General features: G+C 68.3%; 16 protein-coding genes. 12 read left to right on the top strand and 4 right to left on the bottom strand.

From position 1 onward, the window contains the following. The first annotated feature begins 38 nt into the window (after positions 1–38). Together B1A87_RS04990 and B1A87_RS04995 are read left to right on the top strand one after the other, a co-directional pair. Complete coding sequence (locus B1A87_RS04990) at positions 39–1,820, top strand: dynamin family protein (protein ID WP_395940224.1); 1,782 nt, start codon at positions 39–41, stop codon at positions 1,818–1,820. Then, a complete protein-coding gene (locus tag B1A87_RS04995) occupies positions 1,817–3,433 on the top strand; it encodes a GTPase (RefSeq protein WP_078026629.1) in 1,617 nt (538 codons plus the stop codon). The genes B1A87_RS04990 and B1A87_RS04995 overlap by 4 nt, the downstream gene beginning before the upstream one ends. Positions 3,434–3,442: 9 nt before the next feature. Here the strand turns inward: B1A87_RS04995 and B1A87_RS05000 are convergent, their stop codons facing one another. Continuing rightward, a complete protein-coding gene (locus B1A87_RS05000) occupies positions 3,443–3,991 on the bottom strand; it encodes a DUF1697 domain-containing protein (protein WP_078026628.1) in 549 nt (182 codons plus the stop codon). 60 nt (positions 3,992–4,051) lie between these two features. Further along, entirely contained in the window at positions 4,052–4,771 is a 720-nt protein-coding gene (locus B1A87_RS05005) for an IclR family transcriptional regulator (RefSeq protein ID WP_043420062.1), read from the bottom strand. Positions 4,772–4,882: 111 nt separating this feature from the next. Between B1A87_RS05005 and leuC the strand changes: the two genes are divergently transcribed. The 6 genes from leuC (at position 4,883) to B1A87_RS05035 (ending at position 11,458) form a co-directional block, all read left to right on the top strand. After that, positions 4,883–6,340: a 3-isopropylmalate dehydratase large subunit gene (gene leuC / locus B1A87_RS05010; RefSeq protein WP_078026738.1), complete on the top strand. Its 1,458-nt coding sequence runs from the start codon at positions 4,883–4,885 to the stop codon at positions 6,338–6,340. Positions 6,341–6,349: 9 nt separating this feature from the next. After that, the gene (gene leuD / locus B1A87_RS05015; protein ID WP_056628090.1) at positions 6,350–6,952 is read left to right on the top strand and encodes a 3-isopropylmalate dehydratase small subunit; all 603 of its coding nucleotides are present in this window, start codon (positions 6,350–6,352) and stop codon (positions 6,950–6,952) included. A gap of 211 nt (positions 6,953–7,163) precedes the next feature. Then, positions 7,164–8,489, top strand: a complete 1,326-nt coding sequence (murA, locus tag B1A87_RS05020) for a UDP-N-acetylglucosamine 1-carboxyvinyltransferase (RefSeq protein ID WP_078026627.1) — start codon at positions 7,164–7,166, stop codon at positions 8,487–8,489. 10 nt (positions 8,490–8,499) lie between these two features. Then, positions 8,500–9,246 (top strand): 1-acyl-sn-glycerol-3-phosphate acyltransferase, encoded by a 747-nt coding sequence (locus tag B1A87_RS05025; RefSeq protein WP_078026626.1) that lies wholly within the window; start codon positions 8,500–8,502, stop codon positions 9,244–9,246. Further along, the gene (locus B1A87_RS05030; RefSeq protein ID WP_078026625.1) at positions 9,243–10,295 is read left to right on the top strand and encodes an NAD(P)H-dependent glycerol-3-phosphate dehydrogenase; all 1,053 of its coding nucleotides are present in this window, start codon (positions 9,243–9,245) and stop codon (positions 10,293–10,295) included. The genes B1A87_RS05025 and B1A87_RS05030 overlap by 4 nt, the downstream gene beginning before the upstream one ends. Before the next feature lie 17 nt (positions 10,296–10,312). Next, positions 10,313–11,458, top strand: coding sequence for a D-alanine--D-alanine ligase family protein (locus tag B1A87_RS05035; protein WP_395940225.1), 1,146 nt, complete (start codon positions 10,313–10,315; stop codon positions 11,456–11,458). Positions 11,459–11,478: 20 nt separating this feature from the next. On the opposite strand, the gene B1A87_RS05040 is transcribed toward B1A87_RS05035, so the two are convergent. Further along, on the bottom strand, positions 11,479–11,982 hold the full coding sequence (locus B1A87_RS05040; RefSeq protein WP_078026623.1) for a DUF3515 family protein: 504 nt from the start codon (positions 11,980–11,982) through the stop codon (positions 11,479–11,481). Positions 11,983–12,119: 137 nt separating this feature from the next. Here B1A87_RS05040 and thiL point away from each other — a divergent pair, with 137 nt between their 5' ends. From thiL to rsmD, 4 genes are read left to right on the top strand one after another with little or no spacing between them, the layout of a single operon-like run. After that, positions 12,120–13,145, top strand: coding sequence for a thiamine-phosphate kinase (thiL, locus tag B1A87_RS05045; protein WP_144275725.1), 1,026 nt, complete (start codon positions 12,120–12,122; stop codon positions 13,143–13,145). Positions 13,146–13,167: 22 nt separating this feature from the next. Next, complete coding sequence (locus tag B1A87_RS05050) at positions 13,168–14,259, top strand: DAK2 domain-containing protein (protein ID WP_139362680.1); 1,092 nt, start codon at positions 13,168–13,170, stop codon at positions 14,257–14,259. Next, on the top strand, positions 14,256–16,514 hold the full coding sequence (locus tag B1A87_RS05055; protein ID WP_078026621.1) for an ATP-dependent DNA helicase RecG: 2,259 nt from the start codon (positions 14,256–14,258) through the stop codon (positions 16,512–16,514). Before B1A87_RS05050 ends, B1A87_RS05055 begins: the two co-directional genes overlap by 4 nt. A 45-nt stretch (positions 16,515–16,559) precedes the next feature. Further along, positions 16,560–17,165 carry a 16S rRNA (guanine(966)-N(2))-methyltransferase RsmD gene (gene rsmD, locus B1A87_RS05060; RefSeq protein WP_078026620.1) on the top strand — a complete coding sequence of 202 codons (606 nt, stop codon included), beginning with the start codon at positions 16,560–16,562 and terminating at the stop codon, positions 17,163–17,165. 30 nt (positions 17,166–17,195) lie between these two features. Here rsmD and B1A87_RS05065 read toward each other — a convergent pair whose 3' ends face one another. Beyond that, positions 17,196–17,981 carry a spermidine synthase gene (locus B1A87_RS05065; protein WP_185982239.1) on the bottom strand — a complete coding sequence of 262 codons (786 nt, stop codon included), beginning with the start codon at positions 17,979–17,981 and terminating at the stop codon, positions 17,196–17,198. Positions 17,982–17,983: the final 2 nt, after the last annotated feature.

A 17,983-nucleotide genomic window follows, 5' to 3' on the forward strand; every position in this document is an offset into this window, starting at 1 on the left:
CTGAGCTTCAGCAGATCCTGAACTGGCATGATGATGCTGTGATCTCCTCCAACGAGCCCCCGGCGGCCAACGGCCAGAATAAGGAAGCGCATTCCGCTGCCGCCGTCGCCCTCCTGGAAGCCGTTCGGCGGGACCTGTCCTCGGCGTCCCTGCCGCTGGAGCTTCCCGGCGTCGAGCGGGCCCGGCTGGACATCCGCAACAGCGTGGCCCAACTCGACGACTACATTCTTCCGCGGTACCGCAGCCTGGACGCTCCGCTGCTGGCCGTCGTCGGGGGCTCCACCGGGGCCGGCAAGTCAACACTCGTGAACGCGCTCGTGGGCCATCCGGTGACCCGGGCAGGTGCCATCCGGCCCACCACCCGCCAGCCCATCCTCCTGCACCACCCCGCGGATGCCCCGTGGTTCGAGGATCAACGCGTCCTGCCGAGCCTCAGCCGGATCCGCGGCACCGTGGTTGCCGGGCCTTTGCCGGCCAGCAAGTCCGGACTCGCTCCGGATGCGGCGCCGGTTTCGTCGTTGGTGCTGGTGGGGGAACCGGCCGTGCCGGAAGGAATTGCCCTCTTGGATGCCCCGGACGTCGACTCCATCTCCGATGACAACCGGAAGCTTGCCGGCCAGCTCCTGGCGGCCGCCGACCTCTGGGTTTTTGTCACGACCGCCAACCGCTACGCGGATGCCGTTCCCTGGAAGCTGCTGCTCGACGCGGCCTCGAGGGACATCCTGGTTGCTGTGGTGCTGGACCGGGTCCCGCCCGCGGCGGAAGCCGAGGTGAGTGAGGACCTCCGGGCCATGCTGGAGAGGGAAGGCCTTGGCAGCGCCGCCCTGTTCGTCATTCCGGAGGTAGCCCTCGACAGGCTTGGCATGCTGCCCGCTGAGGCCACCGATGCCTTGGGAACGTGGCTGCGGAACCTCGCCGCGGACGCCGCCGGAAGGGCGGTTATCGCGCGGCGGACGCTCAACGGGACGGTCAAGGGACTGAGTCAGACGGTGCAGCTCGTGGCCGCGTCTTCGGAGGAACAGCGGCGGGCCGCCGGGCTCCTGGGCGACGACGCCCGGAGCGCATATCAGGACGCCGTCGCCAGAATCCTCGACGCCACCAAGGACGGCGCCCTGCTGCGGGGCGAGGTACTGGCCCGCTGGCAGGACTTCGTCGGCACGGGTGAGTTCTTCCGGAGCCTGGAGCAGAACATCGGCCGCTTTCGGGACCGTGCGGGCGCCTTTTTCCGCGGTGAACCGACGCCGGCGGTCAGGGTGGAAACCGCCATAGAAACGGGACTGCAGGCAGTCATCGTCGATGAAGCTGCCAACGCGGCCGAGGACGCGGACCAGCGCTGGCGCTCCGACCCTGCGGGCCGCCATCTCCTGGGCACGGATGACCTTTCAGGAACCAGCCCGGGGTTTGGCGATGCCGTGGCCGCGGAAATCCGTGCCTGGCAAGGGAGCCTGATGGAGCTCATCCGGACCGAGGGGCAGGCCAAACGGACGCAGGCCAGGTGGCTGTCCTTCGGCGTAAACGGCCTCGGTGCCGCGCTCATGATCGTGGTGTTTTCCATGACTGCAGGACTGACGGGCCTGGAGATCGGCGTCGCAGGAGGCACCGCCGTCGTCGGCCAAAAACTGCTTGAGGCGGTGTTCGGCGAAGACGCCGTGCGGCGCCTTGCGCGGACCGCCCGGGAAGACCTGCACACTCGCTGCCAGAATCTGCTCCAGGCCGAGCAGCGGCGCTTCCTGGACCGGCTGGACCCGGACACGGGCGCCGGAGCCGCGGTCCTCGCAGGGCACGCAGAGGCGCTGAAGCGGCTGGCAGGCGCCGCATGAGCCGGCACGGCGGAAACCGGGAGGCCTCCCGGCTGCAGCGCCGCCTCGAGGCGCTCAACGACGCCCGGGAACTGGCCGAAGGTGTGCTGCCGGACGCCGCCCTGGACGAGGTCCTTCAGGTGCTGGAGCGGGCCAGTTCGCGCCGGTCCCTGTCCGCGGACCACACGGTGGTGGGCTTTTTCGGCGCCACCGGAAGCGGCAAATCCACCCTGTTCAACGCGGTCAATGGAGCTGAAATTGCGACGGTGGCCGCCCGCCGGCCCACGACGTCGGAACCATTGGCGAGCGTCTGGGGAGCGGACGGCAGCGAAGCGCTGCTGGACTGGCTGGACGTAGACCGGCGCCATCATGCCGGCGCCGTGGAGGGATTCGCCGACGAATCCAGCGGACTGATCCTCCTGGACCTGCCCGATTTTGATTCGACCCGGGCCGCGAACCGCCAAATCGTTGAGCGCTTGGTGGGGATGGTGGACGTCCTGGTGTGGGTGCTGGATCCGCAGAAATATGCCGACGCCGCCGTCCACAATGACTTCCTGGCGCCACTGGCATCCCACGGTGCCGTGACCTTGGTGGTGCTCAACCAGATCGACCGGCTCCCCGAAGCCGACGTCAAGCCTGTCATGGAGTCGCTCAGGGGAATCCTTGCCCGGGACGGACTCGGCAAGGTGCAGGTTTTGGCGGCCTCGGCGCTGACCGGGGCCGGTGTGGACAAGGTCCGCGCAGCCATCCGCGAGGTGGTTGCCCGGCGCGAAGCCCTGGCCCTGCGGCTTTCGGCGGATGTGTCCCAGGCAGCCGGGCGGCTGATGGACGCTTCAGGGCCCGGCGAGCCCGCAGGCGTGAGGGGCGGGACCGGGGCGCGGCTCGCGGAGGAACTCTCCCGTGCGGCCAACGTGCCGCTGGTGGTTGATGCCGTGGCGCGGTCGTACAAGCAGGAGTCCGCCCGGCGCACCGGCTGGCCCGTCACCAGATGGCTGGTTCGTTTCCGGCCCGATCCGCTCCGCCGGCTCAACCTCCGCAGCGCGTCCAATGCCGCAGTCAGCCGGACTTCGCTGCCTCCCGCCGGAGCGCAGGAGCGGGCCCGGACCGATGCTGCCGTCCGGGACTTCGCCGATGCCGCGAGCGACGGCGCTCCCGGTCCGTGGCGGGCTTCCATCCGCGGGGCAGCCCGTGAGGGCAGGGAGCGCCTGCCGGACGCCTTGGACCAGGCCATTGCCGGTGCCGACCTGAAAGCCGGGCAGAAATCGTGGTGGTGGGCGGTTTTCAACGTGGTCCAGTGGCTTGCGCTGCTCACCGCCGTGGGCGGACTGGGATGGCTAGGGGTGTTGGCCGGCCTCGGCTATCTCCAGCTTCCGGTGCCCGAGGTGCCGCGGGTGGAGGGCTGGCCGGTTCCCACACTCATGATTGCCGGGGGAGCGGTGCTGGGCATATTGCTCGCGATCACCGCAAAGTTCGTTACGGCCGCCGCGGCACGCTTGCGTGCTGCCGCCGCGCGGAAACGGCTCAGATCCGCGGTCGCCGGCGTCGCCGGGAAGCTTGTGGTGGAGCCCGTGGAGGTCGAAATCAGCCGCCTGAAGTCCTTCAACGCCGCGGTGAAGGCCGCCGCAGCGGCCTAGCGCGCGGTTCTAGCTGCCGGGCTCGATGGCCGCCGCGGCGTCGCGGACCTTGATCATGGTCCGGAGGTTGCGCGTCGTGGTTGAAGCCTTGTACTTCGGCTTGGCCGAGAGTTTGCTGAAGGGGCTGTCCAGGGTCCCGCCTGCCGGAGCAAGCCAGGCCGACGCCTCCGGACCGAGCCGGGTCTGCTCCACGCCGCCGAGCGACTCCCCGGCCGTGAACAGTTCGTCAAGCGCTGCGGTGTCCGAGGCCAGAGTGATGTAGGTGTGCGTCGTCTTGTCGTCTGCCGGGTAGTGGCACGCCGCCACGAGCTCCGCCACGCGGGAGGCTGTCAGCACCACCACCCATGCGTCGTAGCCGAAGGTCTCCCGCAGGCATGCCTCGAATTCCTTCTTGACCGCGGCCGGTGTCAGTTCGCTGGCCAGCACCACGTTGCCGCTGGCCAGGAGCGTCTTCACATCGGCGAACGGCCGGGCCTTCAGGGCCTCCTTGAGGTCCGCCATCTTGATGTTGATGCCGCCCACGTTGATGCCGCGGAGGAACACTGCGTAGCTCGTCATCCGCCCAGACTACTGCCAGCGGAAGCCCGCCGGAGGGAAGGCGGCCGGGGCGGGAAAGGGTCAGTCGTTGTTCTTGCGGAGAGCTTCCGTGAGGACGCGCGCGGCGTTGCAGACGACTTCGGCATGCAGCCGGCCGGGCTGCCGGGTGAGGCGCTCAATGGGGCCTGAGATGGACACGGCGGCGATCACCCTTCCCGAAGGTCCGCGCACTGGTGCAGAGACGGAGGCGACGCCCGGCTCACGTTCGCCGAGGCTCTGGCCCCAGCCCCGCCGTCGTACTCCCGCCAGGACGGTGGGCGTGAAGCGGGCGGACTGCAGCCCCTCCAGCAGGCGGTCGTGGTCTTCCCACGCGAGCAGCACCTGCGCGGCAGAGCCGGCCTTCATGGACAGCTGCGTCCCCACGGGGATGGTGTCGCGTAGGCCGATCGGCCGTTCCGCCGAGGCGACGCAGACACGCCAGTCGCCCTGCCGGCGGAAGATCTGTGCGCTTTCGCCGGTGGCGTCCCGGAGCTGCATGAGCACGGGCCCGGCCGAGGCGATGAGCCTGTCTTCGCCCGCGGCCGAAGCGAGTTCAACCAGCCGGCTGCCCAGGACAAACCTGCCCTGGATGTCGCGGCTCACGAGCCGGTGGTGGACAAGGGCCAGTGCGAGCCTGTGCACCGTGGGCCGTGCCAGTCCGGTGGCAGCCACGAGCTGCGCCAGGGTGGTGGGCCCGGCCTCGAGTGCGTCCAGCACCTGGGCTGCTTTATCAATGACACCGACGCCACTAGAATTGTCCATGTAATGATATTGCCGTCTCAATATCTGAGATGCAAATCATTTGGCTGGCTTATTACACGGCTCTGCTGTTTCAGTTGAAGTAACAGTCAACAGCAGTGAAGGGAGATGGCCATGGCGAACACATTGGCCGAGAAAGTCTGGGACGCGCACGTGGTGCGCAAAGGCGACGGCGACGGCGCCAACGCCCAGCCGGACCTTCTCTACATCGACCTCCACCTCGTCCACGAGGTAACGTCGCCGCAGGCCTTCGAGGGACTCCGGCTGGCCGGCCGCAGACTGCGCCGCCCGGACCTGACCATCGCCACGGAAGACCACAACACTCCGACGCTGGACATCGACAAGCCTATCGCCGATCTCACCAGCCGGACGCAGATCCAGACGCTGCGCAACAACTGCGAGGAGTTCGGGGTCCGCCTGCACTCCCTGGGCGACGCCGAGCAGGGCATCGTTCACGTGGTGGGCCCGCAGCTCGGACTCACCCAGCCGGGCATGACCGTGGTCTGCGGCGATTCACACACCTCCACGCACGGCGCGTTCGGCGCGCTGGCCATGGGCATCGGCACGTCCGAGGTGGAGCACGTCATGGCCACCCAGACGCTGTCCCTGAAGCCGTTCAAGACCATGGCCATCAACGTTGAAGGCACGCTCCGCCCGGGCGTCACGGCCAAGGACATCATCCTTGCCGTCATCGCCAAGATCGGCACCGGCGGCGGCCAGGGCTATGTCCTGGAGTACCGCGGCTCGGCCATCCGGGCGCTGTCGATGGAAGCCCGGATGACCATCTGCAACATGTCCATCGAGGCCGGCGCCCGCGCAGGCCTCGTGGCACCGGACGAGACCACCTACGCCTACATGAAGGGCCGCCCCCACGCGCCGGAGGGCGCCGAGTGGGACGCCGCCGTCGAGTACTGGAGCACCCTTCGCAGCGACGACGCCGCCGTCTTTGATGCCCAGGTTGACCTCGACGCCGACACGCTGGAACCGTTCGTCACCTGGGGCACCAACCCGGGCCAGGGTGTCTCGCTCTCCGGCAAGGTGCCCTCACCCAACGACTTCGGCGATGAGAACGCCAAGGCCGCAGCCGAGCGCGCCCTGCAGTACATGGGGCTGGAAGCCGGAACCCCCATGAAGGAAATCCGGGTGGACACCGTGTTCCTGGGTTCCTGCACCAACTCCCGCATCGAGGACCTGCGGGTCGCCGCGGACATCATCCGCGGCCGCCAGAAGGATCCCAACATCCGCATGCTGGTGGTGCCGGGTTCGGCCCGGGTCCGCCTGGAAGCGGAGGCCGAGGGCCTGGACCGGGTGTTCAAGGACTTCGGCGCGGAATGGCGGTTCGCCGGATGCTCCATGTGCCTGGGCATGAACCCGGACCAGCTGGAGCCGGGGGAGCGCTGCGCCTCCACGTCGAACCGAAACTTCGAAGGCCGTCAGGGCAAGGGCGGACGCACGCACCTCGTGTCGCCGGTGGTGGCAGCCGCCACGGCCGTGCGCGGAACGCTGAGCTCGCCGTCGGACCTTGATCCGGCCCCGGAATCCGCAGCCCTCCAGACGACCGACGCAGCCTAGGAAGACTCCATGGAAAAGTTCACCACGCACACCGGAATCGGCGTCCCGCTGCGCCAGAGCAACGTCGACACGGACCAGATCATCCCCGCCGTGTACCTCAAGCGGATCACCCGCACCGGCTTCGAGGACGCCCTGTTCTCGGCCTGGCGGAAGGACCCGTCCTTCATCCTGAACCAGGAACCGTTCAACGCCGGTTCCGTCCTGGTGGCCGGGCCGGACTTCGGCACGGGCTCCTCGCGGGAGCACGCCGTCTGGGCGCTCAAGGACTACGGCTTCAAGACCGTGCTCTCGTCCCGGTTCGCGGATATCTTCCGCGGCAACTCGGGAAAGCAGGGGCTCCTGGCCGCCGAACTCGCCCAGGACGACATCGAGCTCATCTGGAAGACGCTGGAAAACGCGCCCGGTACTGAGGTCACGGTTGACCTCGTGTCCAAGACCGTCATCTGCGGCAACGTTGTTGCTCCGTTTGAGATCGACGACTACACCCGCTGGCGCCTGCTCGAGGGCCTCGACGACATCGGCCTGACCCTCCAGCACGAGGAAGACATCACCGCGTACGAAGCCACCCGGCCGTCGTTCAAGCCCAAAACGCTGCCGGCCCGGCTGTCCTGACCGCCAGAGTTCCATCAAGGGCCCGCCGCAGCAACGAACTACTGCGGCGGGCCTTCTTGCTGCGCCGGAAATCTGCACCGGAAATCCGCGCCGGCATCCCGCCGGGCCGCGCCCGGTGCGCCCCGTATTTCGGTTCGGTAACGCAAGCTCATATGCTTAGCTGGAGCCTTTGTAAGGATTTGGGGGCGAGTAGTCGTGAGGAAACCGGTAAATGAGTAGTGTTCTGACAATCCGCGGAGGCGTCCCGCTAACTGGCCGTGTCAGCGTCCGCGGTGCCAAGAACCTTGTGCCCAAGGCCATGGTGGCTGCCCTGCTGGGCAACGAACCCTCTGTGCTCCGGAACGTTCCGGAAATCAAGGATGTCGAGGTTGTCACCAGCCTGCTTCAGCTCCACGGCGTGACCGTGGTGAAGGATCCCGTGACCGGCGATCTGACCCTGGACCCCAAGGCCGCCAAGACGGCGCCGAGCACGGCAATTGATGCCCACGCCGGCGACTCACGCATCCCGATCTTGCTGTGCGGACCCCTGATCCACGCCATCGGCGAAGCCTTCATTCCGGATCTGGGCGGCTGCAAGATCGGCGACCGTCCCATCGACTACCACCTGAACGTGCTGCGCCAGTTCGGCGCCGTCGTGGAAAAGCGGCCCGGCGGTATCCACATCTCGGCCCCGCGCGGCCTGCACGGGGCGAAAATCTCCCTGCCCTACCCGTCCGTCGGCGCCACCGAGCAAGTCCTGCTCAGCGCAACACGCGCGGAGGGCATCACGGAACTCTCGGGAGCGGCCACCGAACCCGAGATCGTCGATCTCATCGCCGTGCTGCAGAAAATGGGCGCCGTCATCAGCGTCCAGACGGACCGCACCATCCGCATCGAGGGCGTCCGCGACCTCGGCGGCTACAACCACCGGGCCCTGTCGGACCGCAACGAATCGGCGTCGTGGGCTTCCGCCGCCCTAGTGACCCGCGGCGACATCTTCGTTGAAGGCGCTTCGCAGCGGGACATGATGACCTTCCTGAATACCTTCCGCAAGGTGGGCGGCGGCATGGACATCGGCGACGACGGCATCCGGTTCTACCACCGCGGCGGCAAGCTGTCGCCGCTGGTGCTTGAAACGGACGTCCACCCGGGCTTCATGACCGACTGGCAGCAGCCGCTGGTTGTCGCGCTGACTCAGGCCGAGGGCGTGTCGATCGTTCACGAGACCGTCTACGAGAACCGCTTCGGCTTCACGGACGCACTCATCCGCATGGGCGCCAGCATCCAGGTCCACCGGGAGTGCCTCGGCAGCGTGCCGTGCCGCTTCGGGCAGCGGAACTTCCTGCACTCGGCGGTCATCTCCGGCCCGACGCAGCTCAAGGGCACGGACATCGATGTTCCCGACCTGCGCGGCGGCTTTAGCCACCTTATTGCCGCCCTGGCGGCCACCGGCACGTCGCGGGTGACGGGGATCGACATCATCAACCGCGGCTATGAGCGCTTTACCGAAAAGCTGGCCGGGCTCGGCGCCGACTTCGACATCACATCGGCGAAGTAGCGGTGCCCCTGTGAAGGAATCGGCCAAGAGCCACATCACATTCGTGATCATTGCCGGGATTGCCCGGCCCCTGCTGAACCTGATGATGAACAAGAAGTGGGAAGGCACCGAAAAACTTCCCGCCGGCGGATTCATCGCAACGCCCAACCACTGCACCGAGATTGATCCGCTGGTGGTCGGGCACATGCTGTACAACCAGAAGCGTGCCCCGCATTTCCTTGCGAAGGCGGCCCTCTTCAAGGTGCCCGTGCTGGGCAAACTGCTGCACGCCGTCAAGCAGATTCCGGTGGAGCGCTCGACGGCGGGTGCGAACCGCTCGCTGCAGCTCGCCAAGGAGATCGTGGCCGAGGGCGGCGCCATCGTCATCTACCCGGAGGGCACCCTGACCCGGGATCCGGACCTCTGGCCCATGAAGGGCCACACCGGCGCCGCCCGGCTGGCGCTGGAAGGCGGGATCCCTGTGGTGCCCATGGCGCACTGGGGCGCCCACGAGGTCTTCCCCCGGTATGCCAAGAGCTTCCACCTGTTTCCACGGAAAACGTCCCGCGTCCTGATCGGCGATCCCGTGGATCTGTCCCGCTTCGAGGGCCGGCCCCGGGACAAGGCAACCCTCATGGAGGCGACCGACGTGATCATGGACGCCGTCACCGCCCTCCTGGCCGAACTCCGCGCAGAGCAGCCGCCCGCCCAACGCTGGGATCCGGCGGCGCATAACCAGAAGAAGCACGGCCGCGACGTCGAGCGGGGCGGAAAGTGACCCCTGTGCGGGGCCGCTCGGGCTCGGCGGTGTCCGTCGCGGTGCTCGGCGCCGGTTCATGGGGGACGACCTTCGCCAAGATCCTGGCCGACGCCGCCACCTCCTCGGGCGTCGAACGCCGCATCAGGCTCTGGGGCCGGCGGGCCGAGGTTGTGGAGCAAATCAATCTGCACCACCGCAACCCGCAATACCTGGCCGACGTCGAGCTTCCGCCCAGCATCACCGCGTCCACTGACGTCGCCGCGGTGCTGGCCGGAGCAGACCTCGTGGTCCTCGCTGTTCCGGCACAGTCGCTGCGGCTGCAGCTCCGGGAATGGAAGCCCCTCCTGGAGCCCGATGCGCTGGTGGTGTCCCTCATGAAGGGCCTCGAGCTCAGCACCGACGCCCGCATGAGCGAAGTGATCTGCGAGGAACTGGGCATCCCCGCGAGCCGCATCGCCGTCGTGTCCGGGCCCAACCTGGCCATGGAAATCGCACGCGAAGAGCCCACCGCGTCAGTGGTGGCCTGTCCTGACTCGGCAGTGGCCGGCTGGATCGCACGGAGCTGCACCGCCCCGTATTTCCGCCCGTACACCACCACCGACATCGTGGGCGTTGAAATCGGCGGGATCGTCAAAAACGTCATCGCCCTGGCCGTCGGCATCTGCGAGGGAAAGCAGATGGGCGACAACACCAAGGCCTCGGTGATCACCAGGGGGCTCGCCGAAACCTCGCGCCTGGCCCTGGCCCTGGGCGGCTCAGCCCAGACCATGGCCGGCCTCGCAGGGCTGGGGGACCTCGTCGCCACGTGCTCGTCCCCGCTGTCCCGGAACCACACCGCCGGACGGCTGCTGGGCCAGGGCCTCACCCTGGACGAAGTGGCCGAAAAAATGACCCAGACCGCCGAAGGCATCAAGTCGGGGCAGGCCGTGCACGAACTTGCCGGTAAACTCGGCGTCGAGATGCCCATCACGGCGGCCGTCGTCGCCGTGCTGGCCGGAAAACTGTCCGTTGACCAACTGGGGCCGCTGCTGCTGGCCCGGGACCTCAAACCCGAAGGCGATTACTAACAGTGTCGGAAGAAAACTTGACCGCAGCGGACGAGTCAATCCAGAGCCAGCCAAACCAGGGCAAGCCCCGAGTGGCCGTCCTCTTCGGCGGGCGTTCAAGCGAGCACGCGGTCAGCTGCGTCACCGCGGCCGGCGTGCTGGGCGCCATCGACCGGAACAAATACGACGTGATTCCCATCGGGATCGCCAAATCCGGCCAGTGGGTCCTCGCGGCCGGGGACACGGGGCAATGGTCGCTGTCCTCATCCCTGCTGCCTGAGGTTGCGCCGTCGTCGCAGACGGTGACCCTGGCGGAGATCGGCGGGGAACACCAGCTGATCCTGGCGTCCCCCAACGAGGTGCCACAGGAACTGGGCACCGTGGACGTCGTCTTCCCGCTGCTTCACGGCCCGTTCGGCGAAGACGGGACCATCCAGGGCCTGCTGGAACTGTCCGACACCCGCTACGTGGGCGCCGGCGTCCTGGCGTCGGCCGTGGGCATGGACAAGCACTTCATGAAGGTGGTCTTCGAGGCCGCGGGACTTCGCGTCGGGCCGTACATTGCGGTCACGGACCGGCAGTGGCGCAACGATCCCGAGTCGGTGCGCAAGCGCGTTGACCTGCTCGGGTTCCCGGTGTTCGTCAAGCCGGCCCGCGCGGGATCGTCCATGGGCATCTCCAAAGTGGACTCCCTCGAGGACCTCGACGCCGCGATCGAAGCTGCCCGGGAGCACGACCCCAAGCTCGTGATAGAGGCCGGCATCGTGGGCCGTGAGATCGAGTGCGCGGTGCTCGAGGGCCGTGGCTCGGATGCCCCCCGGACTTCGCTGCCGGGCGAAATCTCCGTGGCGGCCGGCGAGCACGAATTCTACGACTTCAACGCCAAGTACGTGGATGACGCAGCCGCGCTTAGCTGCCCCGCGGACATGCCGGACGAGGCGATTGCCCGGGTCCGCGAGCTTGCCGCGGTGGCGTTCGACGCCGTCGGAGCGGAGGGCCTGAGCCGGGTGGACTTCTTTTACACGGCCGACGGCGCGCTCATCATCAACGAGATCAACACGATGCCCGGGTTCACGCCCAAGAGCATGTACCCGCAGATGTGGGCGGCGTCAGGGCTGAGCTACGCGGAACTGATCGACGAACTCATCCACCTGGCCCTGAACCGCAAGACCGGCCTCCGCTAGAAGTTCCCGCCTGGCGAGTCCTACTTGCTGGTCGGCAGGTCCTGGAGGTCTGCCTGGCCCACGCAGTTCCGGCTTGCCTTGATCTTGCCGGCCGCCGCGGAAAGATCGGCCAGCACCGTGGCAGAGCTGATCTTGTTCGGATCCATCAGGATCTCGGTGGCGGGCTCCCGGCCGAACGTGGTCAGCGTCCACACCGGATTGCCCTCTTTGATGACCCAGTCCACATCGTTCACGCTGACGCACCGGTCCGTCGTGGGCCCGGGGACGTTGACGCCGCAGCGCAGGATCACCTTGGAGGGATCGCCCCAGGCGGCGGTCGCCTGGCTGTTCGTCTTGCGCAGGCCGGCGTCGCCTATGGTGTCCGGAAGCGCCACCATCATGGGGGCGCACGCGGGGTTTGCGGCATCCGCGGCAGGAGGAACGTCGACGGCGGGGGAGCAGCCGCCCAGTGCCAGTCCCGTGAGGGCCACTGCGGCCGCTGCCGTGAGCCGGCGGACAGGGGCGGGGGTGCGGTGGCGGTGCATGGATTAAGCCTATCTCTCCGACGGCAGGGCATCGGACAGTCCAAAAAGGCAGCCGCAGCGCCGCCCGGGCAGCGCCCGGCACCACCCCGAAACGCCCACCGGGAAACATTGTCGGTCCGTGGCGGTAGCGTAGTGGCGTGCCCCAATCACCACTGACTGTCGCCGAACTGTCCGAAGCCGAGCTTTTGGCCCGGATCTTCCCGCGCCTTGAACTGAACGCCGTGCACAGCGCTGCTGTGCTCCTCGGGCCGGGCGATGACGCCGCCATCGTTGCCGTGCCCGACGGCCGGACCCTCATCAGCATCGACACCCAGGTGCAGGACCAGGACTTCCGGCTTCAGTGGAACAACGGCTACCGCACCACCGGCTATGACGTGGGCTGGAAGGCTGCGGCCCAAAACCTCAGCGACATCAACGCCATGGGCGGGTCCGCGACCTCCATGGTGGTCAGCCTGACCATGCCAGCCGGCACGCCTGTGGACTGGGTCGAGGACCTGGCGGACGGACTCGCCGCCGCCATCGGCAAGCTCGGTGCCGGGGCATGTTCCGTGGCGGGAGGCGATCTTGGCCGCGGCCGCGAACTGTCCGTCACCGTCGCCGTGCTGGGCACTCTCAGCGGCGGCCAGCCGGTGCTCAGGTCCGGGGCGCAGGCTGGAGACACGCTGGCCATCGCCCGCCATGCGGGCTCGGCCGCGGCGGGGCTGGCCCTGCTCGAGTCGACGCACCCGGTGGGTTCGCTGGCACCGGAACTTCGCTCGCTACTGGACCTTCAGTGCCGGCCCGAGCCGCCGCTGGATGCAGGCCCCCTTGCCCGGACGTCCGGCGCCACTGCCATGATGGACATCTCTGACGGCCTAGTGCGGGACGGCACCAGGCTGGCCCTGGCCAGCAATGTCGTGCTGGACCTTGACCCCAAGGCACTGACACTGCTGGCCGCACCGCTGCAGCCGGCCGCCGCCGTCCTGGAAACGGACCCGCTGGCGTGGGTGCTTGGCGGCGGCGAGGACCACGGCCTGCTCGCCACTTTCCCCGCCGGCGTTCAGCTGCCCCCGGGGTTCGCTGGGATAGGCTCAGTACAGGCCTGCACTTCACATGAAGCGGCAGGCGTGACAATCGCGGGCCGGCCCGCTGACTCCGTGGGATGGGATCACTTTGCAGATTAAGATTGCCGCGAACGCGCAAGCGATGAAGCGGTGGTTGGGCAAGGCCGAGACCGCCCTGGGCAACCACAGCGACCGCCTCAATGCGATCAACATCTTCCCGGTCGCCGACGGCGACACCGGCACCAACCTCTACCTCACGGTCCGGGCAGCCGCGCGTTCCCTTCAGGACGCCGCGCCGGTGCCCGCCGTGATGCAGGACCCCGCCCAGCCGCCGACCCCCGCCCAGATGCAAAGCCCTTCGCAGAGCCCGGCCCGCACGCCTGACCTGCGCCGGGCCCCGGATGCGGCGCAGAATGATGTCGGCGCCGTCCTGGCCAAGGCCGGACAAGCCGCCATGGAGCAGGCCAGGGGAAACTCGGGAACCCTGTTTTCCGTGTTCCTGTGTGCGGCGGCCGAACCCTTGGCCGGGCACACCCGGCTCACGGCAACGACGCTTGCCGCCGCGCTCAACCGGGCACAGATCCGGGCCTGGTCGGCGCTCAGCGATCCCGTTCCCGGCACCATGCTCTCGGTCATGGAGGCGGCCGCGCGAGCTGCCGCCGCCGTCGACGCCGGCCAGAACGGCAATGACAGCAACTACGCGCTGGGCCTGGCCCTGGACGCCGCGGTCGAAGCGGCGCTCGAGGCCGTGGTCCGCACCGAGGGGCAGCTGGATGCACTGCAGGCCGCACACGTCGTGGACGCCGGCGGCGTGGGCATGCTGCTCATCCTCGACTGCCTGCGGTCCGCGGTGCTGGGCGTGGAACTCCAGAGCGAGCTCCTGGACGGCCTGCACGGCTACGATCTGCAGGATCCCCATATCCACGCGGACATGCCGGACGACGACGGCGTGGAGGTCATGTGCACCATCAGCCTCTCGCCGCTGGACGCCGCGACCCTGAGGCAGCGCCTGGACGAACTCGGCGATTCGGTCATCATGAGCCAGGTGGGCCCGGCCCCGGACGCGGACGGCCGGTACCGCTGGCGCGTGCACGTCCACGTCCTGGATTCGGGGCCGGCATTGGAGACCATCAGTTCATTGGGACAACCGGCGGACGTGTCGGTCAGCGAACTGGCGCTGCCGCGCGATCCCAATCCGGTGGAGGCTGATGCGGGGAGCCGCGAGGGACGATGAACACCGAGCTGGAACTCGGCCTGGAGCGCCGGATAGGCAAGCGCTCCGCGGCCGTCGTTGAAAAACACCTGGGCATCACCACGGTGGGCGGGCTGCTGAATTACTTTCCGCGCCGGTACCTGAGCAGGGGAGAGCTGACGCCCATCAGCGAGGTCCCGCTGGACGAGGAAGTGACGCTCATTGCCCGCGTCATTTCGAACAGCACGCGGCAGATGCGCGCCCGGCGGGGCTCCATCACCGACGTCGTGATTTCCGACGACGCCGGCGCCCACGCCGGCGGTCCGCGGCCGCCGGGTTCGGCCCTGCCGGGAACCCTCAAGATCAGTTTCTTCAACGGCTTCCGGGCCAAGGCGGAGCTCCAGCCCGGCCGCAGGGCCATGTTTTCCGGCAAGGTCACGCGCTTCGCGGGATCGCTCGGCCTGACAAATCCTGACTTCCTGCTCCTGGACGAGGACTCGGACACCCCCGGCATGGATCCGGAAAAGCTCGCTGCCATGCCCATCCCCGTCTATCCGGCAACCGCCAAACTCACCAGCTGGTCCATCCAGAAGGTCATTTCCACCCTTCTGGACACCGTGGACCTGGACGCCCTGCAGGACCCCTTGCCGGCGGCCATCTCGGTCCGCGAGAAGTTCCTGCCGATGCCGCAGGCCTACCGGCTGATCCACGCCCCGCAGACGCCCGAGGACTCGCGCCAGGCCAGGGACCGGTTCCGCTACCAGGAGGCCCTGGTCCTACAGTCCGCCCTGGCGCGCCGCCGCGCCCAACTGGCCGCGGAGGAGGCAACGGCGCGGCGTCCCTTGCCCGACGGGCTCCTGGCCGCCTTTGACCGGCAGCTGCCGTTCACGCTGACCGCCGGGCAGGCCGCCGTGGGCAAGACGCTGTCCCAGGAACTGTCCCAGGACGGGCCCATGAACCGGCTGCTGCAGGGCGAGGTGGGCTCGGGGAAGACCATCGTTGCCCTCCGGGCCATGCTGCAGGTTGTCGATGCCGGCGGGCAGGCGGCCCTCCTGGCGCCCACGGAAGTCCTCGCCGCGCAGCACTTCGACTCCATCCGGCGGACGCTCGGCACGCTGTCCCGGGACGGACTCCTTGGCGGCTTCGGCGACCACTCCGTCCAGGTCAGCCTGCTCACCGGGTCCATGCCGACCGCGGCACGCAAGCAGGCACTGCTCGATGCCGCGTCGGGCACGGCCGGGATTGTGATCGGCACGCACGCCCTGCTGAGCGACAACGTGTCCTTCTATGATCTCGGCCTGATTGTTGTGGACGAACAGCACCGCTTCGGCGTGGAGCAGCGGGATGCCCTGCGGTCCAAGGCCAGCAAGCCGCCGCACCTGCTGGTCATGACGGCCACCCCCATCCCCAGGACCGTCGCCATGACCGTTTTCGGCGACCTCGAAACCTCCGTGCTGGACGAACTGCCGGCCGGCCGGGCACCCATCACCACGCACGTCGTGGGCCTGGCCGAGAATCCTGCCTGGGCCGGCCGGATCTGGTCCCGGTCGCGGGAAGAGATCGACGCCGGGCACCAGGTGTACGTAGTGTGCCCGAAGATCGGGACGGACGACGACGGCGATTTCAGTCCCGGTGAAGCGGAACCCGCCCCCGGGGACCTGGAGGGGGACGGCCCGGCGCGCGAACTGGCGTCGGTGACCGCCGTGGTCGAACACCTCGGCGAGGAACCGTCGCTGGCCGGGATTCCGCTGGCCCCGCTCCACGGGCGGCAGGATCCCGCGCTGAAATCCGAGACCATGGCATCATTCACGGCCAACAAGACCAAGCTGCTGGTCTCCACCACGGTGATCGAGGTGGGCGTGGACGTGCACAACGCCACGCTGATGGTCATCCTTGATGCGGACCGGTTCGGCATTTCGCAGCTCCATCAGCTCCGGGGCAGGGTCGGCCGCGGAGGCCTGCCGGGCACCTGCCTGCTGGTGACGACGCTCGAGCCCGGCCATCCGAGCCGCCGCCGGCTGGACGCCGTGGCCGCCACCACCGACGGCTTCGAACTGTCCCAGGAGGACCTGAAGCTGCGCCGTGAGGGCGACATCCTCGGCGCCTCGCAGTCGGGCGGCCGGTCCACGCTGAAGTTGCTCAGGGTCCTGGAGCATGAGGACATCATTGCCCGCGCCCGGCAGGATGCCCAGGAGATTGTGGCCCGCGACCCCGCGCTCCTCGACCACCCGGCCCTTGCCGAGGCCATCGACGACTACCTGAACCCCGAGAAGGAGGCGTTCCTTGAACGCGGCTAACTCCATGGACGTTCCGGCGAAGCGCGCCGGAAAGCGGACTACGGCATGAGCAGGATCGTGGCAGGTGTTGCCGGGGGAACGCCGCTCGTCAGCGTGCCCGGCTCTTCGACGCGCCCCACCACCGACCGCGTCAAAGAGGCCCTGTTTTCCAGGCTGGACGCCTTCGATGTCCTCGCCGGCTCGCGGGTGCTGGACCTCTACGCAGGTTCCGGGTCGCTCGGCGTTGAGAGCGCCAGCAGGGGCGCCACCGCCGTCGACCTCGTGGAGTTCGATGCCAAAGCCAGCGCTGTCTGCCAGCGGAACGCGGACCTGATCAACGGAGTGCTGGCGCAGAAAGCCGTCACCGTGCACCGTTCCCGGGTCGAGTCCTTCCTGGAGCGGACGGCTGAAGAAACCCTGTGGGACGTCGTGTTCCTGGACCCGCCCTACCCCCTGGACCAGCCCGCCCTGGCCGCGGTCCTGGCCAAGCTGGCCGGGCACCTCGCAGCCGGTGCCGTGGTGGTGGTGGAGCGCTCCTCGAGGTCACATGAGCCGGAGTGGCCCGCAGGCATGGAACGGTTTGCCGAGAAGAAGTACGGGGAGACCCGGCTGTGGTTCGCCGAACCCGCCAGCGGGCAGCAGCTCGACGTCGGGCCCGTGCCCGAGGACTGAGCCCAACGGCCGAGCTGGTCCTATGGCCGGTCAGCCGGACAGCCGATCCAGTTCGACCCCCGCCAGCACCTTGGCCGGGTGCGGCCCGCGGGCCGTCAGAGCGGCGGTCCATTCCGACGGCCACGGTTTCCGGGTGCCGGTCAGGATGATGTTCCCCGGGTACCGGCCCGTGAACATGCCGGCTTCGGCGAAGGCTGCAACGTCCGTCATGGCGCGCCGAAGTGCCGCCACCTGGCTTCGGACCAGTGTCAGGCCCGGTTCGTCACCCACGTTCACGATCAGCACGCCCCGTTGGGTCAGCAGCGCCGCGGCTTCCTCGTAGAACTCGGTGCAGGCAAGGTGCTCCGGAGCCTCGGGTCCGGAGAAGATATCCAGGATGACGACGTCGAATCGGAGGTCCGTGGGCAGCTCGGCCAAAGCGCCGCGGGCGTCGCCGATGATCGTTTGCAGCTGCGTGCCCTCGGGCAGCGGCAGCCGCTCCAGCACAAAGTCCAGCAGCTCACGCTCCAGCTCCACGGCATACTGCACCGAACCCGGGCGGGTTGCCTGGATGTACCGGGCCAGGGTCAGGGCACCGGCTCCAAGGTGCAGGGCGGTGATGGGCTCACCCCAGGGAGCAGCCAGGTCCACCATGTGGCCGATCCGGCGGAGGTACTCGTAGAAGATGTCCGCCGGGTCGGCCAGATCGACGTGTGACTGTTCCGCTCCGCCGATGCTGAGCACGAAGCAGCCGTCGGTGTAGGTGTCCGGTTCTATGACTGCGTGCTGGCCCGTGGTCCGCAAGAACCGCGAGGCCGCAGGGGAGCCTTCAGTCAACG

Source organism: Arthrobacter sp. KBS0703, from assembly GCF_002008315.2.
GTDB lineage: Bacteria > Actinomycetota > Actinomycetes > Actinomycetales > Micrococcaceae > Arthrobacter.